Origin of the sequence: Methanonatronarchaeum sp. AMET-Sl (assembly GCF_029854155.1) — an archaeon.
In the GTDB taxonomy this organism is placed as follows: Archaea; Halobacteriota; Methanonatronarchaeia; order Methanonatronarchaeales; family Methanonatronarchaeaceae; genus Methanonatronarchaeum.
Genome location: NZ_CP122958.1, coordinates 1,330,318 through 1,357,151, shown reverse-complemented (window position 1 = coordinate 1,357,151; position 26,834 = coordinate 1,330,318). Strand labels below are relative to the sequence as shown.

42 protein-coding genes, 1 tRNA gene and 1 pseudogene are annotated in these 26,834 nt (G+C 38.8%); 40 read left to right on the top strand and 4 right to left on the bottom strand.

The features are described 5' to 3' along the window. Positions 1-161: 161 nt before the first annotated feature. The 34 genes from QEN48_RS06965 to QEN48_RS06800 all read left to right on the top strand — a co-directional run bounded on the left by QEN48_RS06965 (position 162) and on the right by QEN48_RS06800 (position 18,903). On the top strand, positions 162-995 hold the full coding sequence (locus tag QEN48_RS06965) for a putative RNA uridine N3 methyltransferase (protein WP_280108180.1): 834 nt from the start codon (positions 162-164) through the stop codon (positions 993-995). A 13-nt stretch (positions 996-1,008) separates the two neighbouring features. Continuing rightward, positions 1,009-1,956: a 50S ribosomal protein L3 gene (locus QEN48_RS06960; RefSeq protein WP_280108179.1), complete on the top strand. Its 948-nt coding sequence runs from the start codon at positions 1,009-1,011 to the stop codon at positions 1,954-1,956. Positions 1,957-1,959: 3 nt separating this feature from the next. Next, positions 1,960-2,688, top strand: coding sequence for a 50S ribosomal protein L4 (gene rpl4p / locus QEN48_RS06955; RefSeq protein WP_280108178.1), 729 nt, complete (start codon positions 1,960-1,962; stop codon positions 2,686-2,688). Then, a complete protein-coding gene (locus QEN48_RS06950; RefSeq protein WP_280108177.1) occupies positions 2,689-2,937 on the top strand; it encodes a 50S ribosomal protein L23 in 249 nt (82 codons plus the stop codon). Between the two features lie 10 nt (positions 2,938-2,947). Beyond that, complete coding sequence (locus QEN48_RS06945; RefSeq protein ID WP_280108176.1) at positions 2,948-3,652, top strand: 50S ribosomal protein L2; 705 nt, start codon at positions 2,948-2,950, stop codon at positions 3,650-3,652. A 5-nt stretch (positions 3,653-3,657) separates the two neighbouring features. Beyond that, positions 3,658-4,056: a 30S ribosomal protein S19 gene (locus QEN48_RS06940; RefSeq protein ID WP_280108175.1), complete on the top strand. Its 399-nt coding sequence runs from the start codon at positions 3,658-3,660 to the stop codon at positions 4,054-4,056. Between the two features lie 12 nt (positions 4,057-4,068). Beyond that, positions 4,069-4,527: a 50S ribosomal protein L22 gene (locus QEN48_RS06935; protein WP_280108174.1), complete on the top strand. Its 459-nt coding sequence runs from the start codon at positions 4,069-4,071 to the stop codon at positions 4,525-4,527. After that, positions 4,527-5,417: a 30S ribosomal protein S3 gene (locus QEN48_RS06930; RefSeq protein WP_280108173.1), complete on the top strand. Its 891-nt coding sequence runs from the start codon at positions 4,527-4,529 to the stop codon at positions 5,415-5,417. Before QEN48_RS06935 ends, QEN48_RS06930 begins: the two co-directional genes overlap by 1 nt. Before the next feature lie 2 nt (positions 5,418-5,419). Continuing rightward, positions 5,420-5,629, top strand: a complete 210-nt coding sequence (gene rpmC, locus QEN48_RS06925) for a 50S ribosomal protein L29 (protein ID WP_280108172.1) — start codon at positions 5,420-5,422, stop codon at positions 5,627-5,629. After that, the gene (locus QEN48_RS06920) at positions 5,613-5,867 is read left to right on the top strand and encodes a ribonuclease P protein subunit (protein WP_280108171.1); all 255 of its coding nucleotides are present in this window, start codon (positions 5,613-5,615) and stop codon (positions 5,865-5,867) included. Before rpmC ends, QEN48_RS06920 begins: the two co-directional genes overlap by 17 nt. A gap of 9 nt (positions 5,868-5,876) precedes the next feature. Beyond that, positions 5,877-6,209, top strand: a complete 333-nt coding sequence (locus tag QEN48_RS06915) for a 30S ribosomal protein S17 (RefSeq protein ID WP_280108170.1) — start codon at positions 5,877-5,879, stop codon at positions 6,207-6,209. Further along, a complete protein-coding gene (locus tag QEN48_RS06910; protein ID WP_280108169.1) occupies positions 6,206-6,604 on the top strand; it encodes a 50S ribosomal protein L14 in 399 nt (132 codons plus the stop codon). Before QEN48_RS06915 ends, QEN48_RS06910 begins: the two co-directional genes overlap by 4 nt. A gap of 11 nt (positions 6,605-6,615) precedes the next feature. After that, positions 6,616-6,963, top strand: a complete 348-nt coding sequence (gene rplX / locus QEN48_RS06905; RefSeq protein ID WP_280108168.1) for a 50S ribosomal protein L24 — start codon at positions 6,616-6,618, stop codon at positions 6,961-6,963. A gap of 3 nt (positions 6,964-6,966) precedes the next feature. After that, positions 6,967-7,659, top strand: a complete 693-nt coding sequence (locus QEN48_RS06900; protein ID WP_280108167.1) for a 30S ribosomal protein S4e — start codon at positions 6,967-6,969, stop codon at positions 7,657-7,659. Further along, complete coding sequence (locus QEN48_RS06895; RefSeq protein ID WP_280108166.1) at positions 7,656-8,183, top strand: 50S ribosomal protein L5; 528 nt, start codon at positions 7,656-7,658, stop codon at positions 8,181-8,183. Before QEN48_RS06900 ends, QEN48_RS06895 begins: the two co-directional genes overlap by 4 nt. Then, complete coding sequence (locus QEN48_RS06890; RefSeq protein WP_347985108.1) at positions 8,143-8,307, top strand: 30S ribosomal protein S14; 165 nt, start codon at positions 8,143-8,145, stop codon at positions 8,305-8,307. Before QEN48_RS06895 ends, QEN48_RS06890 begins: the two co-directional genes overlap by 41 nt. 13 nt (positions 8,308-8,320) lie before the next feature. Beyond that, positions 8,321-8,710 carry a 30S ribosomal protein S8 gene (locus QEN48_RS06885; protein ID WP_280108164.1) on the top strand — a complete coding sequence of 130 codons (390 nt, stop codon included), beginning with the start codon at positions 8,321-8,323 and terminating at the stop codon, positions 8,708-8,710. Between the two features lie 10 nt (positions 8,711-8,720). Beyond that, complete coding sequence (locus QEN48_RS06880; protein ID WP_280108163.1) at positions 8,721-9,245, top strand: 50S ribosomal protein L6; 525 nt, start codon at positions 8,721-8,723, stop codon at positions 9,243-9,245. A gap of 2 nt (positions 9,246-9,247) precedes the next feature. Further along, positions 9,248-9,586, top strand: a complete 339-nt coding sequence (locus QEN48_RS06875; RefSeq protein WP_280108162.1) for a 50S ribosomal protein L32e — start codon at positions 9,248-9,250, stop codon at positions 9,584-9,586. A 2-nt stretch (positions 9,587-9,588) separates the two neighbouring features. Next, positions 9,589-10,044: a 50S ribosomal protein L19e gene (locus QEN48_RS06870; RefSeq protein WP_280108161.1), complete on the top strand. Its 456-nt coding sequence runs from the start codon at positions 9,589-9,591 to the stop codon at positions 10,042-10,044. Continuing rightward, complete coding sequence (locus QEN48_RS06865; RefSeq protein ID WP_280108160.1) at positions 10,037-10,594, top strand: 50S ribosomal protein L18; 558 nt, start codon at positions 10,037-10,039, stop codon at positions 10,592-10,594. The genes QEN48_RS06870 and QEN48_RS06865 overlap by 8 nt, the downstream gene beginning before the upstream one ends. Positions 10,595-10,596: 2 nt before the next feature. Then, on the top strand, positions 10,597-11,226 hold the full coding sequence (locus QEN48_RS06860) for a 30S ribosomal protein S5 (RefSeq protein ID WP_280108159.1): 630 nt from the start codon (positions 10,597-10,599) through the stop codon (positions 11,224-11,226). A 2-nt stretch (positions 11,227-11,228) separates the two neighbouring features. Then, positions 11,229-11,669 (top strand): 50S ribosomal protein L30, encoded by a 441-nt coding sequence (locus QEN48_RS06855; protein ID WP_280108158.1) that lies wholly within the window; start codon positions 11,229-11,231, stop codon positions 11,667-11,669. A 5-nt stretch (positions 11,670-11,674) separates the two neighbouring features. Beyond that, positions 11,675-12,082 carry an uL15m family ribosomal protein gene (locus tag QEN48_RS06850; RefSeq protein ID WP_280108157.1) on the top strand — a complete coding sequence of 136 codons (408 nt, stop codon included), beginning with the start codon at positions 11,675-11,677 and terminating at the stop codon, positions 12,080-12,082. Then, the gene (locus tag QEN48_RS06845) at positions 12,079-12,645 is read left to right on the top strand and encodes an adenylate kinase (protein ID WP_280108156.1); all 567 of its coding nucleotides are present in this window, start codon (positions 12,079-12,081) and stop codon (positions 12,643-12,645) included. The genes QEN48_RS06850 and QEN48_RS06845 overlap by 4 nt, the downstream gene beginning before the upstream one ends. After that, a complete protein-coding gene (locus QEN48_RS06840; RefSeq protein WP_280108155.1) occupies positions 12,642-13,259 on the top strand; it encodes an EMC3/TMCO1 family protein in 618 nt (205 codons plus the stop codon). Before QEN48_RS06845 ends, QEN48_RS06840 begins: the two co-directional genes overlap by 4 nt. A gap of 13 nt (positions 13,260-13,272) precedes the next feature. After that, on the top strand, positions 13,273-13,803 hold the full coding sequence (gene cmk / locus QEN48_RS06835) for a (d)CMP kinase (RefSeq protein WP_280108154.1): 531 nt from the start codon (positions 13,273-13,275) through the stop codon (positions 13,801-13,803). Positions 13,804-13,839: 36 nt separating this feature from the next. Further along, a tRNA-Ser gene (locus tag QEN48_RS06830) sits at positions 13,840-13,945 on the top strand. Positions 13,946-13,971: 26 nt separating this feature from the next. Next, positions 13,972-14,448, top strand: coding sequence for a 30S ribosomal protein S13 (locus tag QEN48_RS06825; protein WP_280108153.1), 477 nt, complete (start codon positions 13,972-13,974; stop codon positions 14,446-14,448). Positions 14,449-14,463: 15 nt separating this feature from the next. Next, positions 14,464-15,012 (top strand): 30S ribosomal protein S4, encoded by a 549-nt coding sequence (locus tag QEN48_RS06820; RefSeq protein ID WP_280108152.1) that lies wholly within the window; start codon positions 14,464-14,466, stop codon positions 15,010-15,012. After that, positions 15,013-15,405 (top strand): 30S ribosomal protein S11, encoded by a 393-nt coding sequence (locus tag QEN48_RS06815; protein WP_280108151.1) that lies wholly within the window; start codon positions 15,013-15,015, stop codon positions 15,403-15,405. 4 nt (positions 15,406-15,409) lie between these two features. Next, on the top strand, positions 15,410-16,192 hold the full coding sequence (locus QEN48_RS06810; RefSeq protein WP_280108150.1) for a DNA-directed RNA polymerase subunit D: 783 nt from the start codon (positions 15,410-15,412) through the stop codon (positions 16,190-16,192). A 232-nt stretch (positions 16,193-16,424) separates the two neighbouring features. Beyond that, a complete protein-coding gene (locus QEN48_RS06805; RefSeq protein WP_280108149.1) occupies positions 16,425-18,158 on the top strand; it encodes an aldehyde ferredoxin oxidoreductase C-terminal domain-containing protein in 1,734 nt (577 codons plus the stop codon). Positions 18,159-18,630: 472 nt separating this feature from the next. Beyond that, complete coding sequence (locus QEN48_RS06800) at positions 18,631-18,903, top strand: ubiquitin-like small modifier protein 1 (RefSeq protein ID WP_280108148.1); 273 nt, start codon at positions 18,631-18,633, stop codon at positions 18,901-18,903. 23 nt (positions 18,904-18,926) lie between these two features. Here QEN48_RS06800 and QEN48_RS06795 read toward each other — a convergent pair whose 3' ends face one another. The 4 genes from QEN48_RS06795 to QEN48_RS06780 all read right to left on the bottom strand — a co-directional run bounded on the left by QEN48_RS06795 (position 18,927) and on the right by QEN48_RS06780 (position 20,693). After that, positions 18,927-19,367, bottom strand: coding sequence for a metal-dependent transcriptional regulator (locus QEN48_RS06795; RefSeq protein WP_280108147.1), 441 nt, complete (start codon positions 19,365-19,367; stop codon positions 18,927-18,929). Positions 19,368-19,486: 119 nt separating this feature from the next. After that, complete coding sequence (locus tag QEN48_RS06790) at positions 19,487-19,975, bottom strand: MogA/MoaB family molybdenum cofactor biosynthesis protein (protein WP_280108146.1); 489 nt, start codon at positions 19,973-19,975, stop codon at positions 19,487-19,489. Then, complete coding sequence (gene moaC / locus QEN48_RS06785) at positions 19,968-20,444, bottom strand: cyclic pyranopterin monophosphate synthase MoaC (protein WP_280108145.1); 477 nt, start codon at positions 20,442-20,444, stop codon at positions 19,968-19,970. Before moaC ends, QEN48_RS06790 begins: the two co-directional genes overlap by 8 nt. Before the next feature lie 27 nt (positions 20,445-20,471). After that, positions 20,472-20,693: a NifU family protein gene (locus tag QEN48_RS06780; RefSeq protein WP_280108144.1), complete on the bottom strand. Its 222-nt coding sequence runs from the start codon at positions 20,691-20,693 to the stop codon at positions 20,472-20,474. 109 nt (positions 20,694-20,802) lie between these two features. On the opposite strand from QEN48_RS06780, the gene QEN48_RS06775 reads away from it, so the two are divergent. The 6 genes and pseudogenes from QEN48_RS06775 to argJ all read left to right on the top strand — a co-directional run bounded on the left by QEN48_RS06775 (position 20,803) and on the right by argJ (position 26,829). After that, complete coding sequence (locus QEN48_RS06775; RefSeq protein WP_280108143.1) at positions 20,803-21,606, top strand: hypothetical protein; 804 nt, start codon at positions 20,803-20,805, stop codon at positions 21,604-21,606. Positions 21,607-21,804: 198 nt separating this feature from the next. Beyond that, positions 21,805-23,217 (top strand): annotated as a pseudogene (locus tag QEN48_RS06770) (monomethylamine:corrinoid methyltransferase). 39 nt (positions 23,218-23,256) lie between these two features. Further along, the gene (locus QEN48_RS06765) at positions 23,257-23,889 is read left to right on the top strand and encodes a cobalamin-dependent protein (RefSeq protein ID WP_280107762.1); all 633 of its coding nucleotides are present in this window, start codon (positions 23,257-23,259) and stop codon (positions 23,887-23,889) included. 276 nt (positions 23,890-24,165) lie between these two features. Then, complete coding sequence (gene argC / locus QEN48_RS06760) at positions 24,166-25,152, top strand: N-acetyl-gamma-glutamyl-phosphate reductase (RefSeq protein ID WP_280108142.1); 987 nt, start codon at positions 24,166-24,168, stop codon at positions 25,150-25,152. 56 nt (positions 25,153-25,208) lie between these two features. Next, positions 25,209-25,709: a CBS domain-containing protein gene (locus tag QEN48_RS06755; RefSeq protein WP_280108141.1), complete on the top strand. Its 501-nt coding sequence runs from the start codon at positions 25,209-25,211 to the stop codon at positions 25,707-25,709. Next, on the top strand, positions 25,702-26,829 hold the full coding sequence (gene argJ, locus QEN48_RS06750; RefSeq protein ID WP_280108140.1) for a bifunctional glutamate N-acetyltransferase/amino-acid acetyltransferase ArgJ: 1,128 nt from the start codon (positions 25,702-25,704) through the stop codon (positions 26,827-26,829). Before QEN48_RS06755 ends, argJ begins: the two co-directional genes overlap by 8 nt. Positions 26,830-26,834 lie beyond the last annotated feature (5 nt).

Below are 26,834 nucleotides of genomic sequence, written 5' to 3'. Positions count from 1 at the left end.
GATTAATTTAAGTATTAGGTTTGTTTTGTGCATAAAAACTATTTGTTTTTAGATATATTTTGATTGAAGGTTTGATTTAATTGTGTTTCTTTTTGTGAAAAAAAGAGATTTTCGAGTTATTTCCTGTTTGTATACGAAATATTTAAGTGGAGAAAGAAAGGATGAAGAAAACAGCACAAGAGATTAGGGTACTAATCCCCTCTTCGCTAACTGTCGAGTCAAGGGACAAGAAGGTTAAAACGGTAAAGATCGGGTATGTTGCTAGGGCTGCAGCGATTTTTAAGGTTGACAGCATAAGGATATACAGGGATGAGGCTCATGATGAGTCAAAATTGATAAAGAAAATCCTTGAATATTCAGAAACTCCTCCATACCTGAAGAAAAAGGTTTTCGGGTTGGATAACGACCTTAGATACGTAGGTACGATACCGCCACTGCAGATTCCAAGCCATAACGTTGAAAAAGAAACAAAGGTCGGCGAAATAAGAGAGGGATTTGTGTTAGAAAAGTTTGGTGATGAGAGAGTAGGTTCTGATTACTGCGCAAGGGTGTATATCGGTCTCGATCGACCAGCCCTTCTCGCTAATTGTAGTGATGTAAGCGAGAATCAGCGCATAACTGTCAGGACTATTTCCTGCGATGACAAAATAGTGGTGGAAAAGGTCCCACCCAATGAAGTACCCTTGTATTGGGGATTTGATGTAGGTATCTGTGACCTAGATACTGAGCTTCAAATGCTTAAACAAAAAGGATGGAGTATAATATCCACTTCAAGGAAAGGAGAAGTGGTTACAAAAGACTCCAACGATAAGTATCTAACAGACAGAAACGCCATTATATTTGGATCCCCAGACAAAGGAGTCAGACATATTACAGAAAGAATGGACCTTGTTGACCAGGAGATAAACACCATTCCAGATCAAGGTACTAAGACAGTTAGAACTGAAGAAGCAATCCACTCCACATTGACGATATTGAACTTGAATAGAAAGTAAGGTGGTTAAAGAAATGGTTAAGAAGAATAGACCGAGAAAAGGGTCACTGGCCTACAGCCCGAGAAAGAGATCATCGAGTGAGGTACCTAGAGTCAGGGCCTATCCAGAAAAAGATGAAAACAGGCTTTTAGGCTTCGTAGGTTATAAAGCCGGTATGACTGACGTGGTTATGGTTGATGATAGACCAAACTCAATGACAGAAGGAACCGAAATATCTGTTCCAGCAACTGTAATAGAGACACCGGAAGTCATAGCGACCAAAATCAGAGGTTATAGAGACACTCAACACGGAATGAGGCCTTTGGTAGAAGCAGAAGCCGAAGAATTCGATTTAATTGAAGAAGAAAGTAATGAAGGAAATATTGATGAATTAAGAGTGACAATCAAGACCTCTCCTGAATTAGTCTCAGGTATACCAAAAAAGAAACCTGACATGATGGAGATTCCTTTAGGAGGAACACTGGAAAGTCAAATTGAGTACGCAAAAAAAATACTCGGAGAAAAAATCAAGGTCTCAGAGATATTTGAAAACGGAGTGTACGTAGACGTTTCCGCAGTTACAAAAGGAAAAGGAACAGAAGGCCCGGTTAAAAGATGGGGCGTTAAAATACAGGATAGAAAATCGCAGAGAAAAGGTAAAGGAAGACATATCGGTAACCTAGGTCCATGGCACCCAACACACGTAAGATGGCAAGTACCTCAGACAGGTCAGAAAGGATATCACCAGCGAACTGAGCTTAACAAAAGAATATTAATGATCGATGAAGATGCCTCTAAAATCAATCCAGATGGAGGGTTCACACAGTACGGAGAAATAGAAAACGAATACATACTTCTAAAAGGCAGTGTACCAGGACCTACAAAAAGAATGGTTAGAATTCGAGACGCAATACGGCCCAAAGGTGTAGAAGGACAGGTTGAACTAAAACATGTCTCAACGGAAAGCAAACAAGGGGTGTAAACGATGACTAAACTCTACTCAACATATGCAGAAGAAAAAGGAGAAAAAGAACTCCCAAGTGTATTTAAAACACAATATAGACCTGATTTAATAAACAAAGCTTTTCTATCGATTCAAGCTAACAAAAAACAGCCATATGGATCTAATGAACTATCAGGGAAAAGAACAACAGCAGAGTCTTGGGGAGCCGGAAGAGGTGCCGCAATGGTGCCAAGAATAAAAACAGGACGTCGGGCAGCATTTGTACCACAAGCAGTAGGTGGGAGAAGAACACATCCACCAAAAAAACAGAAAGACTACTCAAAAGATATCAACAAAAAAGAAAAACAACTTGCCCTCAAAAGCGCTATAGCTGCAACAGCAGACCAGGAATTAGTTAAATCCAGGGGACATAAAGTTGAGAAATCACCAGTAATAGTTGAAGACGATTTTCAAGAAATCAAGAAAACAAAAAGAGTATCAGAGTTCCTAAAGCTCTCAGGACTATGGGAAGATGTAAAAAGAGCAAAAAACGGAACTAAAAAGAAAAACGGCGAGAAAAAAGTACCAAAAAGCCTTTTAATCGTATACGACGAAGACAAAGGAATATACAGAGGAGCAAGAAACCTACCTGGCGTAGACATAATCGACGTAAACAACCTAAACATAGAGTTACTCGCACCTGGTGGAGACGCTGGCCGCCCAACAATATGGACAGAATCAGCATTAGAAAAATCCGAGGAGGTTTTCTAAATGACAATAATAAGCCCAGTAGTAACTGAAAAAGCAACAAGATTAATGGAACAAAACAACACCTTAACCTTCATCGTAGATACAGACGCCACAAAAAACGAAATAACCGATAAATTTGAATACACCTACGACGTCGAAATAGAAAACATAAACACTATGATAACTCCTCAAGGAAAGAAAAAAGCAATCATAACTCTCTCTTCCGATTATGATGCAGAAGAAATAGCAGGAAGAATAGGAATATTCTGAGGTGACAATTATGGGTAAAAGAATAAGATCACAAAGAAGTGGACGGGGCAACCTATACTCAGCCCCCTCACATAAATATAAAACCAAAATCGGACATCCATCTGCAGATGAAGACCTAGAAGGAGAAGTAATAGATATAGAACATGACCCAGCCAGAAATGCACCAATAGCCAGAGTAAAATTCAGCAACGAAGATGAAAGACTGGTCCTAGTTCAAGAAGGAATCTCAACCGGAGACACAATCCAATGTGGAACAGAAGTAGAGATCGCTCCAGGAAACACAACATACCTAGCCGAAATACCAGAAGGAACACCAGTATGCAACGTCGAAGCAAAACCAGGAGACAAAGGCAAGTTCATTAGAGCATCCGGAACATACGGAATACTAATCGCACACGACATAGGAAAAGCAATAGTACAACTACCATCAGGCGAACTCAAATGGTTTAGTCCAAAATGCAAAGCAACAATCGGAGTCGTAGCAGGCGGTGGCCGAACTGAAAAACCATTCGTGAAAGCAGGTAACAAATATAAAAAGATGAAATCAAAAGGCGGAAAATACCCAACAGTACGGGGAGTCGCCATGAACGCCGTTGACCATCCATTCGGTAGCGGTCGGAGACAAACCCCAGGTAGATCCAAGTCCTCCGCTAGAGGCGCATCACCAGGACGAAAAGCTGGTAGCATAGCCTCAAGTAGGACTGGAAAGAGGTGATGTAAATGGTTCGTGAAGAGTTTAAATATAGAGGATATACACTTGAAGAATTAAAGGAAATGAATCTGGACGAACTGAAAGAAATATTACCGTCCAGAGCAAGAAGAAAGATAGAGAGAGGCCTAAACGAAGAAGAAAAGAAACTACTCGAAGAAGTACGAGAACTACAAGACTCCAGTGAAGACATAGTAATAAAAACACATCTAAGAGACATGATAATTCTCCCAGAATTCGTCCACCTAAAACTCGGAATCCACAACGGAAACGACTTCCAAGTATTCCGAGTGGAACCAGAGATGATAGGACACTTCATAGGCGAGTTTGCAATGACACGAAAAGACGTCGTACACGGCGGACCCGGTATCGGTGCAACCAGGTCTTCAAAATACGTACCACTCAAATAAAGGTGAAAAATCATGCCACAGTATGACTATTCAGTTGACCCCGACCCCGATAAAACATCCAAAGCATACGGAAGAGAACTACATATCTCACCAAAAGACTCCGTTGAAATATGCAACCACATACGCGGAATGAAACTAGATAAAGCCAAAGAAACACTACAAAAAACAATCAAAAAAGAGAAACCAATCCCATATCGAAAACACAACTCTAACAAAGGACATAGAAAAGGACTACACGGATGGGACGCCGGAGGCTACCCAGAAAAAGCAGCTTCAGGCATACTAAAAATAATAGAAAACGCAGAAAGCAACGCAGAATACAAAGGACTAGACACCGAAAAATTAAAAATAACACACATAACAGCAAACAGAGGCCGAGAACTACCAGGAATGATGCCAAGAGCATTCGGAAGAGCAACACCAAGCAACACCTCAACAACCAACATCGAAGTCGTATTGGAGGAACAATAATGGCTATCCAAAAAAAATTCGTAAAAGATGGAATAAAAAAAGCTGAAATGGACGAGTTTCTATCAAGAGAAATAGACAGAGGAGGATACGGTGGAATCGACATCAAAAGAACACCAACAGGAACCCAGATAGTACTATACGCAGAAAAACCAGGAATGATAATCGGTAAAGGCGGAAAAAGAATACGAAAACTAACCCGAAAATTCAAAGAAAAATTCGACCTCGAAGACCCATCAATCGAAGTCAAAGAAGTCGAAAACCCCAACACAAACGCACAAGTAGTAGCCCAAAGACTCGCAAACGCACTAGAAAGAGGATGGTACTTCCGAAGAGCCGGATACTCAACACTCAGAGACATAATGGACGCAGGCGCAATGGGAGCACAAATCGTACTATCAGGAAAACTAACAGGATCCAGATCACGAGTCGAAAAATTCACCGAAGGATACGTAAAACACTGCGGACAACCAGCACAAGAAATAGTCGACGAAGGACAAGCAGTAGCCAAAAAGAAACTAGGAACAATCGGAGTAACAGTCAGAATAATACAAGAAGGCTCAACACTACCAGACGAAGTAGAAATCATAGAACCCGGAGAAATAGACAAAGAAGAAATAGAACTCACAGAAACCGAACAAGAAAAAGAAACAGAACAAGAAAAAGAACAAGAAACAGAACAAGAAGAGGAACTAAAAGAAGAGCCTGAACCAGAAATTGAAGCAGAATCCGAGTCAGAAAAAGAAGAAGAGGAAAAAAGCAATATAGTTGTTTGCCAGGTCTGTGGAGAAGAATTTAAAGCTATTACTGGGAGCCATCTAGCAACGCACGACATCGATATGGATGAATATAAAGAAAGTTATCCAGACGCTAACATAACACCGGGTGAATAAATATGGCGATATTAAAAACAAGTGAAATTAGAGAAATGGCTCAAGAAGAAAGGGAAATGGAACTAGAGATGCTGGAAAACGAGTTAATTAGCCTGAGAGCGGAAGAAGCCGCAGGTGGACAGCCAGAAAACCCAGGTAGAATCCGTGAAATCCGGCGCACAATAGCCCGGATAAAGACAGTTATGAGGGAAGATAATGAAGATAACGCCTGAAAACCTAAAGAAACATGAATTAATCGGGCTAAAAGCAACTGTGAAAAACAGCCCAAACCCATATCAAGAGGGAGTGGAGGGCCATGTGCTCAATGAAACTCGAAAAACACTTAATATCTCAGGTAAGATTATACCAAAAAAAGGCTGTTCATTCATTTTTAATCTTCCTGAAGGCATTAAAGTAAAAGTTAATGGGAACAAGATATATGGTTCCCCTGAAAACCGTATTAAAAATTGAGGAATTTTAATGACAGCAAGAGATATTGGTCTTAATGTTAAGAGTCCAGAAAAAGAATGCAGTGATGAAAACTGTCCTTTCCATGGCAAACTGCCAGTTAGAGGACAGGTAATGGAGGGAGAAGTAGTATCTATTGTAGATGACAAAAGCGCAGTAATCCAGAGAGAGTATAAAAAAGAAGCTCCTAAATACGAAAGATACGAAAAACGTAAATCAACAACCACAGTACACAAACCAAACTGCCTAGAAGTTAAAATAGGCGATAAAGTAAAGGTTGCAGAATGCAGGCCATTAAGCAAGACAAAATCATTCGTAATAGTCGAGCGGGGTGAATGGGATTGAGAGGAATAAAAGCTAGTGTGACCAAGGGAATACAGAGCAAAACCCAGGTAAAATGTGCAGATAACACAGGGGCAAAAGTACTCGAATTCATATCATCTAAAGGATATAGAGGAACACGAAGAAGACAACCTAAAGCAGGAGTAGGTGATTTAGTAGTGGTATCAGTCAAAAAAGGAGTTCCGGAGATGAGAAAACAAGTACTAACCGCCGTAATAGTTAGGCAGAAAAAAGAATACAAACGTCCCGACGGATTAAGAGTAACCTTTGAAGACAATGCAGCAGTCATAGTCGATGAAAACGGAGAACCAAAAGGAACAGAGATTAAAGGCCCTATAGCAAAAGAAGCAGCTGAAAGATTTCCCAAAATCGCCAGCACAGCAACAATGATTGTATGAGGTGAAAAATAATGACAAAACAACCAAGAAAACAGAGGAAAAACCGATCAAACGCCCCACTTCACAAAAGACAAAAATACATGGGAGTTAACCTTTCAGAAAAAATGCAAGAAAAATTTGACAAAAAAACAATGCCTGTAAGAGTAGGAGACGAGGTAGAAGTAGTTAGAGGAGACTACAGCGGAGAAAAAGGCGAGGTCACAGAAGTAGATATGAAACAAGAAAGAATCGCTATAGAAGGAACCACAATAAGAAAATCAGACGAATCACAAGTTCCTGCTTACATACATCCATCTAACCTAAAACTCATAGACCTAGACACCTCTGACAGAAAACGAGTAAAAAAATTGGAGAGATAATATATGCATTTAAAAAGATTAGCAGTTCCACGAAGTTGGACAGTTCCTAAAAAAACAGATTACTGGGCAACAACACCCAAAACAACCCACCCACGAGAACGAGCAATACCCATCAACGTTGTATTAAGAGACGTAATCGGAATCATCGACAGCACAAGAGAAGTTAAAAAAATAATCCAAGACCGAGGAATCCTCGTAGATGGAAAAGTAATCAACAACTACAGACATGGAGTCGGTCTAATGGATGTCATCAGCATACCCAAAGCAGACCTCCATACAAGAACAACAATCGACTCAAAAAATAGAATAAAATTTGTAGAAATCGATGAAAACGAAGCCAAAACCAAGATATGCCGCATAAACAACAAAAAAACAACCAAAAACGGTGAAATACAACTAAACCTCCATGATGGAAACAACATAACAACCGACCAAGAAACCTACAAAACAAAAGACACAGTGAAAATCTCTCTCCCAAATAAAGAGATTAAAAAACACATACCATTCGAAGAAGGCAAAATAGCATTCATAATCGGTGGAAAACACGCAGGCGAAATCGCCGAAATAAAAACACATGAAATCTCACAAGGATCAAACCCCAACCACGTAACACTACAAGGAGAAGAAGAGTTCAAAACAATAGAAGAATACGTAATAGTAGTTGGAGACAAAGAACCTGAGGTGACATTGAAATGAACTCCAACAAAATGAAAAAACCTCAGATCGAGAAAGTAGTTGTTAACATGGGGATAGGTTCAGGCGGAGAAGAACTAATGCATGCAGAAGAAATCATAGAGAAACTAACAAACCAACAACCAATACGAACAAAAGCCAAAAAAAACGTACCAACCTTCGGAATACGAAAAGGAGAGCCAATAGGATGCAAAACAACATTAAGAGGAAAAAAAGCCCGAAAATTCCTCAAAAAAGCCCTAGAAGTCAAAGAAAACAGAATACCCCAAAAATCAATCGATAACCATGGAAACTTTTCTTTCGGAATCGATGACCACACAGGATTCAAAGGAATAGAATACGACCCAAACGTCGGTATATATGGATTAGACGTAACAGTCACAATGGAAAGACCAGGATACAGAGTTAAAAAAAGATCAAAGTCAAACAACCCTATCGGGCCAGAACACGCACTCACACCAAAAGACACAGCCCAGTATCTAGAAAATGAATTTGACGTCAAAGTGGTGGAAAAAGATGAGCAGTAAAGAAATTATAGAATGTAGAAGATGTGGTAGGAAGCAAGGTATAATCAGTAGATATGAAATCAACCTATGCCGACAATGCTTCCGAGAAGTAGCTGAAAAAATGGACTTTAATAAATATAGTTAAAATGGTGATTAAAATGAAAATGGATCCATTGTCGGACGCTCTTTCAACAATTAACAACGCAGAGCAAGCCGGTAAACTAAAATCAGAGATATCCCCGGCATCAAAATTAATAGGAAGAGTATTCGACGTAATGCAAGAAAATGGCTATATAGGTGAATTCGAATACATAGAAAACAACAAGGGCGGAGAATTCAAAGTAAAACTCGTAGGAAACATAAATAGATGTGGATCTATAAAACCACATTTCTCAACAGACAAAAGCGAATTCGAAAAATGGGAAAAAAGATATCTCCCAGGAAAAGACTTCGGAATACTAGTAATCTCAACTCCAAAAGGAGTAATGTCTCACCGACAAGCACAGAAAGAAGGAATCGGTGGAAAACTCCTCGCATACGTATACTAAGGTGATCAAGATGGCATCAACAGAAATAGAAATCCCAGAAAATATTGAAATAACAATAAATGAAAACAAGATCACCGTAAAAGGAGAAAACGGAGAAACACATAGAGAACTGAAATCCAGTAAAATCAACATCGAGAAAAAAGAAAACAAAATACTACTAGAGTCGGCAACAGACAGAAAAAAAGACCGAGCAGAACTCGGTACATTCACATCACACATAAACAACATGATTAAAGGAGCTCAAAAAGACTTCGAATACACACTTAAAGTTGTTTATTCACACTTCCCAATAAAAATGGAAGTAAAACAAAACAAACTATACATTAAAAACTTCCTAGGCGAAAAAAACCCAAGAATAATCGAATTAATTGGAGAAAACACAGATGTCGAGATATCTGATGACGAAGTCATAGTAAGAGGTCCAAACAAAGAAGCAGTCTCCCAAACTGCAGCCAAAATCCAGGAAGGCACAAAAATAAAAAACAAAGACCCCAGAGTTTTCCAAGATGGAATGTACGTAATAGGTAGGGGATAAAAATGGCAAAAAAATTCAGACGTCAAGAAAGTCAAAAGCGCAAAAGAGTTAAAAACAAGTGGAGAAGACCCAAAGGGATACAAAGCAAACAGAGAAAAGAAATCAAAGGCAAACCCCCACTCCCAAAAGTAGGTCGAAAAAAACCTGAAGAAGAACGAGGCATACATCCCTCAGGCTACAGAGAAGTATTGGTACACAACACAGCAGACCTAGAAAAAATCAACGAAAACGAAGCAGCAAGAATAGGCGGTTCAGTAGGAAACCGAAAAAGAGAAGCAATCCAACAAAAAGCCAGAGAAAAGGATATAAAAATCCTAAACCCCACCGAAACAGGTGATTAAACATGACCGACCTAAAAAGCCAGAAAAGAATGGCAGCCGACATACTAGACGTAGGAAAAAAACGAGTATGGATTGATCCAAACAGAGTCGAAGACGTATCCATGGCGATAATGAAAGATGACATACGAGAACTAATCGAGGAAGGAGCAATACAGAAAAAAAAGGTAACAGGACAAAGCCGAGGAAGAGCAAGAAAAATCGATGAAAAAAAGAAAAAAGGACGGCGCCAAGGCCATGGAAAACGAAAAGGAAAAAAACACTCCAAAGTTTCCAAAAAAGAAAAATGGATGAACAAAATCAGAGCACAGAGAAAAAAACTAAAACAACTAAGAGACGAAGGCGAAATCACAAAATCAGAATACAGAAAACTATACAAAAAATCAAAAGGCGGAGAAATCCGAGACCTAAAACACCTAACAAAATTAGTAAAAGAAAAAGAAGGTGTCAAGAATGACTGAAAGAATACCACTTAAAAGAAGAATAAAAGACAAAACAGACTACAAACAAAGACTTGGATTACTAAAATCAAGCAAACCGAGACTGGTCGTACGAAGAAGCCAAAAATACTTCACAGTTCAAATTGCAGATTACGACCACAAAACAAGCTCCGACTACGTAATATGCGGATGTAAATCCAAAAACCTAAAAAAATATGGATGGAAAGCATCAGGCGGAAACACACCAGCAGCATACCTAACAGGATACGAATGTGGACTCAAAGCACAAAAAAACGAAATAGAAGGCGCAGTACCAGACATAGGTATAAACCGAATATCCAAAGGATCAAACCTATTTGCAGCAATAAAAGGAGCCCAGGACGCTGGACTAAACATACCCTTAGATGAAGAAATAACTCCATCAGAAGAAAGAATCAGAGGAGAACACATAGCAAACTACGCAGAAGAAGGTGATTTCTCAAAATACCAAGAAAAAGGGTTAGACCCAGCCGAACTACCAACACACTTCGAAACAGTAAAACAAAAAATAAAGGAAACAATTGGTGAATAAAAATGTCAGCAGCTCAGAAACAACATAAAGAAGAATGGATACCTAAAACAAAGCTCGGAAGACTCGTAGCCTCAGGAGAAATAACAACAATAAAAGAAGCATTAAACTCAGGCCTACCACTAAAAGAAGTTGAAATAATAGACCAACTAATAAACGTAGAAGAAGAAGTCCTCGACGTAAACATGGTTCAGAGAATGACAGACTCCGGACGGAGAGTCAAATTCAGAACACAAGTAGTAGTAGGCAACCGAAATGGATACGTAGGGATAGCAGAAGCAAAAGACGAAGAAGTAGGTCCAGCAATACGCAAAGCAATAACAAACGCAAAACTAAACCTAATCGATATAAGAAGAGGCTGTGGATCATGGGAATGTGGTTGTGGAACCCAACACAGCATACCAATAAAAGTAACAGGAAACGCTGGAAGCACAAGAGTCACATTAATCCCAGCCCCAAACGGAATAGGACTAGCAGTCGGAGAAACCGCAAAAAAAGTACTTGAACTAGCCGGAATCAAAGACATATGGTCATCAACCAAAGGAGAAACAAGAACAACAATCAACTTCGGAAGAGCAACATTCGATGCACTCAAAAAAACAGCTATGGTAAAAATGCCAGAAAGAGATGATTAAAGATGTATGCAGCAATCAGAGTAAGAGGAACCGTAGGAGTGCAAAAAAACACAACCAAAGCACTAGAACACATTAACCTCAACAGACCAAACCACTGTACACTACTAAAAGAAAACGATACAAACGAAGGAATGCTACAAAAAACAAAAGACTACATAACCTGGGGAGAATTAAACCAAGAAGGAGCCAAACACCTACTAAAAAGAGCAGACTACAAAAACGGTGAACTCGAAGAAAAAATCGAACAACACGGCTCCCTAGAAGAACTATCCCAAAAAATAATAGATGGAGACATAACTCCAGAAGAACTCGACATGAAACCAGTCATTAGACTACATCCCCCAAGAAAAGGATACAAAAAAACAAAACGATCCTATGCCGAAAACGGAAGCCTCGGATACAGAGGAGAAGACATAAACAAACTAATATACAGAATGAGGTGAAAAAAATGGGAAACAAAAGAAGAGGATCCAAAACACATGGAAAAGGCCATGGAAAAAGCCATAGAGGCGCAGGACATCGAGGAGGACGTGGAAAAACAGGTAGAGCCAAACACAAAAAAAGCAGTGGACATAAATTCGGAAAATACGGATTCAACCGACCCCCAAAACTAGTCACAGAAAACGAAGTCATCAACATAGGCCGTATCGACGAAATAGCAAAACACCTCGTAGAAACAGGACAAGCCACAAAAGAAGATGACACAATAACCATAGACACAACCGAACTTGGAATCGACAAAGTATTAGGCAGAGGTGAAATAAACCAAAACCTAAAAATAATAGCCGAAAACTTCTCAGACTCCGCAATAAAGAAAATAGAAGATGCAGGTGGAGAAGTGGAGGAAAAACAATGACACTAGTAGTCCTAACAGGATCACCAGGAGTCGGAAAATCAACAGTAGCAGAAAAAGCACTTCAAAAAACAGATAAAGAATTCAAAACAGTTAACTACGGAGACAAAATGCTAGAGGTCGCCAAAGACCGAGGCTGGGTCGAAAACCGAGATCAAATGAGAAAACTAGACCCCAAAAAACAAAAAGAAGTACAAAAAATCGCTGGAGAAAAAATCTCCCAGATGTCAGAAAAACAATCAATAATGGTCGATACACACAGCACAATAAAAACACCTCAAGGATACCTACCAGGAATCCCAGAATGGGTTTTAAACGCACTAGACCCAGACACAATAATAGTAGTCGAAGCCTCACCAAAAGAAATCATAGCAAGAAGAGAGAAAGACGCTGGAGAACGAATAAGAGATAAAGAAACCTCAAAACAACTTTCAGAACACCAAGAAATGAATCGAGTCGCTGCAATGGCTTGCGCAATACTAAATGGATCAACAGTTAAAATAATAGAAAACCCAGATGGAGGCCTTGAAGAGGCCGCAGAATCATTATTAAAGGTGCTTAAATGAGTCGAGAGGCCCTCAAAGACCTAGTAGAGAAAATCGTACTCTTCTTAGCAATAGGTCTGATGCTGGCCATATTTCTCGACCCAACATTCTTCCCAACCTTAGGAGAAATAGCAAACAACGCAATCCTAAGTCCATTAACAACACTCCCAGTAGAACTAGCAATAATGGCAGTAGCTGCATTCAATGGAGTCTTAAGCTCCATCGCCCAGAAATACGGAATGGACATGGATGAACAAAAAGAAAGACAACAAAAAATGAAAGAACTATCCAACAAAATCAAAGAAGCACGAATGGCTGGAGACCAAGGAAAACTCAATAAACTTGAACAAGAAAGAACAGAGCTAACACAAGAACTAATGGGAAACCTAACAAAACAATTCAAACCAATGCTATACATCCTAGTAATAACAATACCATTCTTCGCATGGGTATACTACGTAACAGACCCAGCAAGCGGAATATACGAAGCACCACAAATGCTGTTACCATTCCTTGGAGAAATCGATTTCTCAGCAAGAGCATGGGGAACAATACCCGCATGGATCGTCTGGTACATAATCTGCTCAATACCAATAAGCCAGGTTGCCCGTAAAGCAATGAAAGTCGGAATCTAAGGAGATATAATAAATGATAGTAGCTGTAAGCGGGCCAGCAGGAGCTGGAACAAGCACAACCTCAAGATCAGTTGCAGAAAAATCAAATCTAAAACATATATGTGCAGGACAGATATTCCGACAACTAGCAAACGAAAAAGACATGACTCTTGAAGAATTCAGTGAATACGCAGAACAAAACCCTAAAATAGACCACGATATCGACAAAAGACAACAAGAAATAGCAGAAAACAGAGACAACATATTATTAGAAGGTAGGTTAGCAGGATGGATGGCTCAAAACGCAGATATAAAAGTATGGCTCAAAGCACCACTTGAACTCAGAGCAAGAAGAGTTGCAAGACGTGAAGACATACAACTAGAAAAAGCATTAAACGAAGTAAAAGAACGTGAAAAATCTGAAAAAACAAGATACAGAGAATACTACGAAATCGATATAGACGACCTAACAATATACGACCTAATAATCGACACAGCAAACTGGAACAAACAATCAGTCATCAACATAATAATCGAAGCAATAAACAACTACAACCACGGATAAGATTTAGTATAATCTAAGACCAACCAAATGAATACTGCCGGGATGGCCGAGCGGTAAGGCGCATGCCTGGAGCGGTTTCTAAAAAACCCAAGAAAGCATGTGAGGCTCCCGCCTCTCGAGGGTTCAAATCCCTCTCCCGGCGTTAAAAAAATAGAGGTTAGTGTTAAAATGTCAGATAGTTTTAGACATATAGTAAGGATTAAAAATACGAACATCGAAGGAGACAGGAGGGTAGATTACGCTTTAACAGGAATAAAAGGCATAGGCCAGAGAACCGCTAAAGCAATCACCAAACTAAGCGGAATCAACCCAGAAAAAAGACTAGGAACCATCACAGACGAAGAAGTCGAAAAAATAGAACAATCAATCGACCAACTTGAAGAAAAAGCACCAGGTTGGTTCGTAAACAGAACAAAAGACTACAAAACCGGTGAAAACAAACACGTAACTGGATCAGACCTAATAGTAACACACAGACAAGACCTAGACAGAATGAAAAAAATAAACTGCTACAAAGGAGTAAGACACAAAAAAGGCAAGAAAGTACGGGGCCAGAGAACAAGATCCACAGGTAGATCAGAAACCACAGTCGGTGTAAAGAGAGCCGAACTACAAAAACAAAAAGATAAAGCAGAGGAAGAATAACCGGAGGAAACAAAAATGGGAAGCCCTAAGAAAAACAAAAAAACCTACGAAACACCACCACATCCATGGCAACAACTGAGAATGGAAGACGAATCCAGATTAATACAAGGATACGGACTAAAAAACAAAAAAGAAATCTGGAAATCAGAAAGCAACCTAAGAAACTTCAGAAGAAAAGCAAGAGAACTACTAGCAGAAGTAGGTCGAGCAACAGAAACATCAAAAGGCGTTAAACAAGAAAAACAACAATTCCTAGACAAACTAAAAAGATATGGATTAGTCGAGCAAGATGGAACCCTAGACGACGTATTAGGACTCAAAGTAAGAGACATACTCGACAGAAGACTACAGAGCTTGGTAAACAAAAAAGGATACGCAAGAACACCAAAACAAGCCAGACAATTCATCACCCACGGCCACATAGCAGTAAACGGCCGTAAAATAACAGTCCCAAGCTATTTAGTCAAAAAATCAGAAGAAAACCAAATATCATACAGCCATACCTCACCAATGAAAAACGAAGCACACCCCGAAAGAATAGAAAAAGTAGAGGAGGAATTATAAATGAGCGATAACAAAAGATGGGCAGTAGCCCACGTATACGCAAGCTTCAACAACACCCTAGTCACAATAACCGACATAAGCGGAAGCGAAACAATAGCAAAATCAAGCGGCGGAATGGTTGTAAAATCCGATAGAAACGAAAGCTCACCATACGCAGCAATGCAAGCAGCAGAAGAAGCTGCACAAAAAGCTAAAAACAAAGGAGTCACCGGCGTACACGTCAAAATACGAGCACCAGGTGGAAACCTACAGAAAAACCCAGGACCCGGATCAGGAGCAAGCATAAGAGCCTTCGCAAGAGCAGGACTCCAAATAGGCCGAATAGAAGACGTAACACCTATCCCACACGACGGAACCCGATCCCCAGGCGGCAAAAGAGGTAGGAGAGTATAAAAACATGAACATTGATGTAAGAGAATTCAGTCCACAAAAAATCAAGTTCATACTAGAAGACGCAACCCCAGCCAAAGCAAACAGCCTACGAAGAGCCCTAATAGCCGAAGTACCCACACTCGCCGCAGAAGACATCAAAATATACGAAAACTCATCAGTAATGACCGACGAAATGTTAGCACTAAGAATAGGACTAACCCCTCTAAAAACATCAATAGATGAATTCGTATTACCAGAAGAATGCACATGCGGAGGAGAAGGATGCTCCGCATGCAAAACCACATTAATACTGGGTGGAGAAGGCCCTACAACACTATACTCCGGAGACCTAAAAACCGAAGACGGAGTAGAAATACCAGATAAAAAAATACCATTAGTCAAACTATACGAAGGCCAAGAAGTAATACTTGAAGCCGAAGCAACACTCGGTAAAGGAAAAGAACACACAAAATGGCAACCAGTCATAGCATGTGGATACAAAGGATATCCAATACAAAAAATCACAGAAGAATGCGACAACTGTGGAGACTGCGTAGAAATATGCCCAAGAAATGTATACGAAATAAAAAACAACCAACTAGAAATCACAGATCCAGAAAACTGTAGCCTATGCAGCCTCTGCGTCGAAGAATGCCACGCAGAAGCAATAACCGTAACCGACGACACAAATAAATTCATATTCAACTTCGAAACAGACGGATCACTCACACCCCAAGAAATCACAACAAAAAGCACCCAAATAATCGCAGATAAACTACAGGAATTCAAAGAAACCCTAAACGAATAAAAAAAATAAAATATATAGGGGGCCTAAAACCCCCTCAACAACAAAACCATACAAACCAATCTTTTACTCTAATTTTTTTATAGCTATATTTTCATATCTAAATAAAACAACAGGAGCTCCAGGTCACTATACCCATAATCGCCTACAAACTATATCCTTAATTTATAACTAATTCTTTTTTAACTCTAAATTAATAAGATATAAATTTGATAGTAAATTAACTAGTAGTAATATGACTAATGAAAAGATTCTTAGAGTAGATATGGATAGTGGAGATGTAGTTTTTGAAGATATCCCACAGGAATATGAACATTTTGCGGGTAGAGCATTCACATCTAATGTTATTTCTGATGAGGTTGATCCAGAATGCCATCCCCTAGGGCCAAACAATAAACTCGTTTTTTCATCCGGAATAATTACAGGTACCAGCGCACCTTCATCGGGAAGGCTTTCAGTAGGAAGTAAATCTCCTTTAACAGGCGGAATCAAAGAGTCTAACGTAGGTACTGACTTTAGCCAAGCCTTAAAGAAACTTCAAATACGTGGAATTATTGTTGAAGGCCAGTCAGATGAATACAAACTACTAAAAATAGATAAAGACGGCGTAGAGTTAGTACCAGCCGAAGAATGGTCTGGAATAGGTTTGTATGAAGCATTTGATCAATTAAGAGATGAGTTTGGTGATGTAAGTATTTCTGGAGTGGGTATAGCAGCTGAAATGTCTGGTTTTAACTCTGGAATAGCTTTCAACGACCCTGAAGGTTTGTCTTCACGTTATGCAGGGCGTGGTGGGCTTGGAGCAGTTATGGCCTCTAGAGGGCTTAAATACATTGTAGTAGATGATAACGATGCACCGGGTGTTGAAATAAAAGATAGAGAGTTGTTTAAAAAAGGTCGTAAAAAAGTTGTCGATGGGCTTCAAGAACATGATGTAACTAAAACAGATGGCGCATTAAGTAATTACGGTACAAGTGTTCTTATCAACATAGTAAATGAAGTTGGTGCGTTACCACACTACAACTTCTCTAAGGGACAGAGTGAAGAAGCCGAAAAGGTGAGTGGAGAGAGAAAAGTTGAAGAAATTGAAAAAAGAGGTGGGGAAAACCCACATACATGTAGTCCAGGCTGCATCATACAGTGCTCTGAAGTTTGGACAAAAGAAGATGGTTCTGACCCAGTTGGAGCTCTAGAATATGAATCTGTTTGGGCATTAGGGCCAAACTGCGGAATATTTGACCTCGATGTAGTTGGTGAACTAAATAGAAAATGCAATGACCTCGGCATGGATACAATTGAAACCGGAGCGACAATAGCTGTAGCAATGGAAGGAGAACTACTAGAGTTTGGAGATGGAGAAGCAGCATTAGAACTACTTGAAGAAGTAAGAGAAAACACTCCACGTAGCAAACTGATCCTTAACGGCGCAAAATTCGCTGGAGATGCTCTAGGCGTAAACAGAGTCCCAGTAGTTAAAAACCAAGCAATGCCAGCATACGACCCAAGAGCTGTCAAGGGAATTGGAATAACATATGCAACCTCAACAATGGGAGCCGACCACACAGCAGGATACTCAATATGCCAAGAAGTCCTTGGAGTAGGAGGAAAAAGAGATCCCCTAGAAATCAATGGTAAGCCAGAACTCTCCAGAGAAATGCAAGCAACAACAGCAGCAATAGACTCAGTAGGACACTGTTTATTCTCAGCCTTTGCATTACTTGACATCGAAGAAGCCTTAGAAGGAGTAGTAGAAGAAGTAAATGGCGTCTTAGATACAGATATGACAATAGACGACGTTGTAGAATATGGACAAGACATACTAAAAACAGAGAGAGAATTCAATAAAGCAGCCGGATTCACAAAACAAGACGACAGAATCCCAGAGTTTATGAGGGAAGAAAAACTACCACCACACAACGTAGCCTTTGAAGTATCAAATGAACAACTAGACAGCGTCTTCGAAAAATAAATAAAAAAGGTAGCTTTTAACATCTTACCAAAGAAGCTACCTTCTTAACTAAAAGTTATGTGAGGAATGGATTGGCTAGTCTTAGTAAATGTGACAGAATCCGGTTATTTAAGGTTGTCAGAGAGCACTAAGGCTTTCAAAGCTGATAAAGTAGGCTTTATAGGACAGTACGGAACAAAATAACTGTCCTAAACATCGATACCCTATTTCCGACGTAGACCTTGACCCCTATGGGTCATCTGGGAGATAGGTGGTACCCGATATAGCTGGATGTTCCATCCCTCACACCCCATTCCTTTTACATTCTATCAAGCAGTTCGAAATACCAGATGGTACGGATGAAGGCATGTGAACTACCCTCACAACTGAAAATTAAGTGGATGGAGGAGGTAACTAATAACTACCTTCTTAAAAACTTTATATTAAATTTGGGATAAGGCCCCGTTATCTAGGTCGGGGAGGATGTAATATAATGATTGAAGTAAGACTCTTTGCAACATTTAGAGATATTGTTAACTCTAAACTAGAGTATGGTGTTGATGAAGTTGATTCAGTAGGTAGTTTGCTATCTAAGTTAGTTGATGAATATCCAGAGATGGAAGACCAATTATTCGAAAATAACGAACTTAGAGATAACATCATGATTCTTATTAATGGTAAAAATATAGAGTTCCTTAAGAAACTTGATACCGAATTGGAAAAAGGAGATAGAGTAGCGATATTCCCACCGATAGCAGGTGGATAAAAAAAGTTTTTTATTTTTTTAGTTTATTTTTCTTCGTTTTTTAGTTGTTCTAGTTCTTTTTTTATGTTTTTAATTGTTTTTAAGTCGCCTTCAAACGTTTCTTCTATATATTTAACGAATTTTTTAAGTTGGGTTATTGTTTCTTCACTTAAATGGTGTTCGACTTTGCAAGCGTCTTTCTCAGCGTTTTCAGGAGAAACCCCGATCATAATGAATAATCTATGAATAGCTTCATGGGTTTCAATAACATCATCAGCTATTTCACGTCCTTTACTAGTTAATGTAACGCCTTGATATTTTTCATAGTTTATATATCCTTGTTTATCTAGTTTCTGAAGCATTTCAGTGACGCTTGATGCACTTACCTCAAGCTGAACTGCAATTTCGTTTGTACGTGCTTTTTCTTCATTCTCTAGCGCTTTTGATATAGCTTCAAGATAGTCTTCGACACCTTCAGTTACCATCAATCCAACCTATGTACTTTAAACCAATAAATATATTGAATTAAAAAAGTTCCCTAAAAATGTTTGGTTTAAGTAATTTATTAAGAAAGTTGGTTGGGTTTTTAATAAGTTTTTTTGGTTCAGGGTCTTTTTGCGTGGTTTATTATGTGGCCGATTTCTTTTGAAATTATTTTTGAGGCTAGTTTTGATGCGTTTTTTGAGCCGGGTATTGCGAAGATTGGTTTTTGGTTTTTTATTCCAGCAGTTGCTCTTGTTAGCATTGCTCGGGTTCCTACTTCTTCAAAACTTTTTTTCCGAAAGTATTCGCCAAAGCCAGGTATTTTTTTGTCGAATAAGGGGGTTAGTGTTTCTACTGTTACGTCTCTTTTTGAGATACCTGTTCCTCCACAATATATGTAGGCGTCATGGTCATTATTTTTAAGGCTTTTGGCTATTTTGGTTTGTTCGTCTTTTATGATTTCTCTTGTTATTTTGTGGCCTTTTCTTTCTAGTTCGTTTTGTATTATTTCTCCGGATTTATCGTTTTTGAGTGTTCTAGTGTCGCTTACTGTTATTACTTTTATTTTGAATTTACCGGATTTATCGTGTTTGTTTTTTGTTTTATTCATTTAGATCGGTTTTTGTTTTTTTGTTGATTTTTATGTTCTCTATCTTGGTGGTTGGGTATTCTCCGTGTTGGTCTTTTTCTGCGGATTTTACCATGTCGAGTATTGTTAGTAGTGTTGTTGTTACTCCGTTCAATGCCTCCATTTCGACTCCAGTTTTTCCTATGCTTTTTACTTTGATTGTTGTCTTGATTTTGTCCTTTTTTGTTTTGAAGCTTATGTCTATTCCTGTGATTGGTATTGGATGGCACAGTGGTATGTTTTCTGGTGTTTTTTTTATTGCTTGGATGCCTGCTATTCTTGCTGTGTTTAGTACGTTTCCTTTTTCGATTTTTTTGTTTTTGATTGCTTGAATTGTTGTTTTTTTGAGTTTTATTTCACCACTAGCTATTGCTGTTCTTTCTACGTTTTTTTTCGTGCTTATGTCGACCATGCTGGCCTTTCCGTCTTTTATGTGTGAAAAATCAGTCATATAGAAAATTGGTTTTTGAGTCCGTTTTTAGACGGATTCAACGGACTCTATTTCAGGTATTTCGGATTTTAGGTATTGTTCTACTGTGTTTTTCAGTGTTATTTGGGACATTGGGCATCCAGCGCATGCTCCTGTTAGCTTAACTTTAACTATTTTGTCTTTGATGTCAACTAACTCGATGTCTCCGCCATCCATTTGGAGTTTGGGTCTTATATCTTGTTCTATTAGTTCTTCTACCTTTTCTTTCATAACAGGTTTTATTGATTTGACATTAAAATAAATTCTTTTGAGTTTGTTTCTTTTGTATTGTTGTTTTTGTTGGTAGGTTTGATATCTTTTTAGATATTTATTATTAGGTATGACTAGGCTTGATGGCCGGTTGGTTCGGTCTGTTATTGATGATTTAGATGTATTTGATAGTGAGCTTAGACGTTTAACTGGTTCTTCTTTTAAGGAGATTTGTAGGGGTGGTGGTTTTTTTGATGTTGATTTTGTTGAATCGGATAAGTTTGTTTCTGTTGTTCCTTTGAGTTGTGGTGAGGGTGAGATTCCGTTTTTTTCTGAAGCTGTTTCCGAGGTCTTGAGGTTTGTAGGTTTTAATTCTAGTGTTGTTGAGAGTGATGTTGCAGGTATCTCTGGGTCGTTTGAAGGAGATGTTGATGGTGTTCTAATGGCTGATGATGAGTATTTTGTTGGTATTGATTTAGATTCTCAGAATGTTAGTTATAATAAAGACTCGACCTCAAGGGCTTATTCTATTCTTTTAAGGTTGTTGATTGAACGCCAAGGTTTGTCTTCTTGTTTACTTGTTGGGCTTGGTAATATTGGTGATGGAATGCTTGAATATCTTTTTGGGCCGGAACTATCTGTAGATGATTTTGTAGGTTCTTTTTATGTGCATGACATTGATGAGATTAGGGTTGATAGTTGTTTGGATAGATATCCTGTAGAGCGGGTTAGTGAAGATGTGTTTGATGATGTTGATGTTGTTGTTGATGCGACTCCGTCAGACTCTAATATTTGTTATCGAGATGAGTTGGTTGATGGTGATGTTTTTTATGTTTTACCTGGTGTTCCTGCTGGACCTTATCCTGGGGAAAGAGGGTTTTTTGATCCTTTAGCGTTGGGTGCTTGTTCACTTGCTTATATGGCTTTTTCTTAAGAATAATTTTTAATATACCGGAAAAAACATCAACCAAAAACAAAACTAATTTATTTATTTAAATTCAATTTGATTTTATTTGGTTTTAACACTTAAAAATCAAAACAATCAGATTTAAAAGTTCTATAACTAAAAAAACTAACTGAAAAAGTAAGTTTTAAATAGAAGATGTTGACATAGTCCTAGGGTGGAGATAACATGTCCAAAAACCTAAAATCTCGTGGACTAGACGTCTACGAAGCGGACCTAAGATTCCGCCAAGGCGAGAAAGTCTCAGAAAACGAGTGGGACCGAAAAATCCTACCAATGAAAGCCAAAGAATACGTAGAAGAATACGACATAGAGATAGATGAGAGAAAGATCATTCCCGAAGATAAACAACTTAAAAAAGATATCTTTGAAGCAGCAGTCGCCATGTTCAGCGACATGGGATACTTCAACATGGATAGAGAGAAAGTAATGGAGGTCAACGAAGACGAAATCCATGAAGGAATCAAAAAAGCTCCAACAGAACTAACAATAGGAGCTGGCAACGACTCAGTCTGGATGTACAACAGAGGTGGAAACCCAAGCAGACCACCACTAATACAAGGAGGACCAACAGGAGCACCTGTATCCGAAGAACTATTTGTAAAAATGCATCAAACCTATGCCCAAGAACCAAGAGTAGACACAATAGTTGACGGAGTTCCAAACAGCGTAAGAGGAGAAGAAACACCAGCAGGAAGTCCCTGGGAAATAAAAGGAACACTATTTGAATTAAGAAGCGTCCGAGAAGCCTGCATAAGAGCCGGTAGACCCGAAATGGGCATATAGGGTCCAGAGACACCGCTATCAGCGGCAGGAAGAGCAGCAGCAGACACATTCAACGGAATGAGACAATGTGACAGCCACGAAGTCTCACAACTAAACGAAATAAAAATAGACGACGCAGCCCTCAACATGATCGCTTCATGGGTAGAAAACAACAACACAATAATGGTAGAACAAATGCCATTATTCGGAGGATACGCAGGAGGACTAGAAGAAACAGTCCTCGTAGACACAGTATCACACCTAGCAAGCTTCACAACACTAAACGGCTCATGGCACCTTGACGGACCAATCCACGTAAGATGGGGTATCACAACCTCAAGAGAAACTCTAGCCACTGCAGCACACACAGCAGCCGCAATATCCGAAAACACAGACCTATTAATAGGAAACCAATACTACCCATTATCAGGACCATGTACAGAAATGTGTCTAAAAGAAGTAGCAGCGCAAGCAATGACAGATACAGCAAGTGGCCGATCCATACTATCAGGCTCAGCCTCAGCAAAAGGCGTACTCGAAGACCACACAACAGGTATGGAAGCTAGATGCATGGCAGAAGCCGCTAACGCAGTAGCAGGAATGAAACCATCAAAAGTAAACGAAGTGCTAAACGAATTAGTAGACGAATACTCAGAAAACCTCGCTGAAGCAGACGAAACAAAAGACCCCAACAACAAAAAACTAGGAAACGGAAAACCACTATCAGAATGCTACAACCTAGACGACCTAACACCAACCGACGAATACTGGGATGTCTACAACTCAGTAAAGAACGAAATAAAAGAAATGCTATAAAAAAAGAATACAGTAAAAAAAATAAGAGGTAGTTTATTTATGTCTGATGAGATTTTGGCGAAGTTGAAGGAAGCGATTGAGACTCAGGATATTGAGATGGCGAAGGAGTGGACGCAGAAAGGTATTGATGAGGGCATGCCTGTTAAAGATATTATTCAGAATGGGCTTGCTCAAGGTATGGAGAAAGTTGGAGATCAATTCGAGAAAGCAGAGATCTATCTGCCTGAAGTTATGATGGCAGCAGACGCTATGGAAGAATGTATGCAGTTACTACGGCCGGTTCTAGAAGAAACAGGAGAAGAAAGTGGACAGAAAGCAACCGTAGTAATAGCAACAGTTGAAGGCGACATACACGAAATAGGTAAAAAAGTCGTAGCAAGCATGCTACGAGGAAACGGATACGAAGTAGTCGACCTAGGAAGAGACATACCAGTAGACGACTTCGTACAAGCAGTAAAAGACAACGACGCAGACGTAGTCGGAGCCAGCGCACTAATGTCAACAACAATGCCAGAACAAAAACGAATACAACAAGCAGTAGAACCACACGGAGTCAAAACAATATACGGCGGAGCACCCGTCACCCAAGAATGGGTAGACGAAGACGTAGGCGGAGACGCATACGCACCAAACGCAGCCGCAGCAGTAAAAGCCGTAGACGAAATAATCTAAAACAATGTAACTGAGGATTAAAACCCTCATTTACAATTTTTATTTTTTATTAACCTCAAAACCTGTTTCTTTAATGTATAACCCCAATAAATCAAGTTCACTAGAATTCAAAGTTTTATTAATGCCATGTTTTCTTTTTTTAGGGTTTTTTCTTGATTTTTTTGTGTTCTAAAATTCAGTTTTGTAATAACCTTTTTTTGATTTAAATTACTATGTTTAGTTGTTTTTCCGTAATATTTATTGAAGAGGTTGTACTAAAGATTGGGAGGATATTTAATGGTTAGTGTTGGTATAATTGGTGGTACTGGTTACACTGGATCGGAGTTACTTAGGTTTTTGGTGAATCATCCTAGTTTTGATGTTGTTTTTGCGACTTCTAGGAGTAAGGAGGGTGTTGAGATTGGTGAGTATATTCCTAGTCTTAGAGGTTTGATTGAGGGTGAGTTTGTTTCGCCAGATTCTTCTTTGGATGCTGATTTGGTTTTCACTGCTGTACCTCATACTAAAGCAATGGATTATGTTCCTTCTTTGATGGAAAGAGGGATGAGGGTTGTGGATTTAAGTGCTGACTATAGACTGCCTTTCGGTGTTTATGAGAATGTTTATGAGAAGGAACATGTTGATTTTGGTAGAGAGGCAGTTTATGGTTTAACTGAATTTAATAGAAATAAGATAGAGAAAGCTGATTTAGTTGCTAACCCAGGTTGTTATCCAACTGGAGCTATTTTATCCTGTCTTCCAGTTAGAGATGAAGCAGATAAAATTATTTTTGATTCTAAGTCTGGTATCTCTGGTGCTGGTGCTCAACCCAGCTCTGCATCACATTTTCCTAACTTAGATGGTAATATAAATCCATATAAAGTCACTAAACATCGTCATCAAGCTGAAATGAAAATGATTTTAGGGAGTAAGACAACATCTATATATTTCACACCACACGTAATACCAGCAGTAAGAGGGATTTTAACTACAGCGCATATATTCGGGTGTGGAACTTTAGACCTCGAACAGAAATATATGGAATATTATAGAGATGACCATTTTATTAGAGTATATAGTGATATACCAAAATTGAGTTCTGTAAGAGGATCCAATTATGCAGACATAGGTTGTTTTGCCAGAGAAGATGGAGACCGCATTGTTATTGTTTCAGCAATTGATAACTTGGTGAAGGGAGCAGCAGGTCAAGCAATTCAAAACGCAAATATAATGATGGGTCTAGCTGAAGAAACAGGTCTTAAAACACCCCCACTTTCCCCATAAATAAACCTTAGTTGTATATTAAGGTTTAGAGATATTATTTAGTTGGTGTATTTAGAATGAAAATTGACGAAGTTATGAATAGAGATGTTATCACAATTAACGAAGAAGATACGATTAGAGATGCTGCCTTAAAACTTAAGTCTGAAGAGATTAGTGGATTGCCTGTAGTTGATGAAGAGGGAAAACTTAAAGGTATACTCAGTGAAGCAGATATACTTAGCACACTTGAAGAAGATGTAGAGTTTCCAAGGGACCTATGGCTCCCGAATCCATTTGAATTAGTTGAAATACCTATCCGAACGGCTCTTGACTGGAATAAATACAAAAAAATCCTGAAGGATAAAAAAGAGATTTTAGTTAAAGAGGTCATGACCTCTAAGGTATACACAGTTAATCCAAATGATGAAATTTATCGAGCAGCTAACTTAATGTCTAAACACAAAATCAACAGGCTACCAGTTATCGAAAACAATAAATTGATTGGTATAGTCGCGAGAGAAGACATAATAGATTCAATAGTCAAACATCGATACGATGAGGAGTTAGAGAATGAATGAAGAAAGCATTTGCAATGTAAACGGAGTAAAGGCAAATGGAATCAAAGAAGGAAAAAACGGATTAGCAATTATCTCTGCTCCAGGCAAATGTATCGGAACATTTACTAATAATAAAGTAAAGGCAGCACCTGTCATACATTCTCAGAAATTATTAGAAAAAAACCCAGAAATCGATAATATAATAATAAACAGTGGTTGTGCAAACGCTTTCACCGGAGAAAAAGGATTAAAAAATGCAGAATGGATGTCTAATCTATTACCAGGCAATAACATAGTCTGTTCAACAGGCAAGATAGGTCCACAACTCAACAAAGAATGGATTTCAAAAGCCATCGACAAAACAAAGAAAAAACTAGACATAACTGATGGAGGATTAAATGCCGCTAAAGCAATAATGACCACCGACACAAAAATAAAATCTATATCTATCAATCGTGACAACTATACAGTTGCTGGAATGGCCAAAGGCGCAGGCATGATCGAACCTGACATGGCTACAATGCTCGCCTTCATATTCACAGATATAGACATACCTTATGAAGAAATGAAAAATCAATTCCCCCAAATAATAAACCGTACATTCAACATGGTTGTCGTCGATGGAGACACAAGCACAAACGACACAGCACTACTAACATCAACTAAAAAATCCGACATCGATTACCAAACAGTTAAAAAAGAGTTATGGCAGGATATAGAAAAAGTAAGCCAAGAACTAGCTAAAAAAATAGCAAAAGACGGAGAAGGAGCTACTAAACTAATAGAACTAACCATCGATGGAGCTGAAAACAAAAACCAAGCCCGAAAAGCCGCAAAAACAATATTAAACTCACCACTCGTTAAAACCGCCATATATGGAGAAGACCCTAATTTTGGACGAATAATAGCTGCATTAGGCCGTTCAAAAACCAAATTCGATCCAAAAGACTTTATAATAAAAATCGATGGAAAAACAGTGGTTAAAAACGGAAGCATAACCAACATTACCGAAGAAATTATACAGAAACTAAAGAAAAAAACAATCAAAATAAAAATAGACCTAAAAAATGGAAATTCAAGCATAATTGGATGGGGATGCGACCTAACCCCAGAATACATCGAAATAAACTCTGAATACTAAAAAAC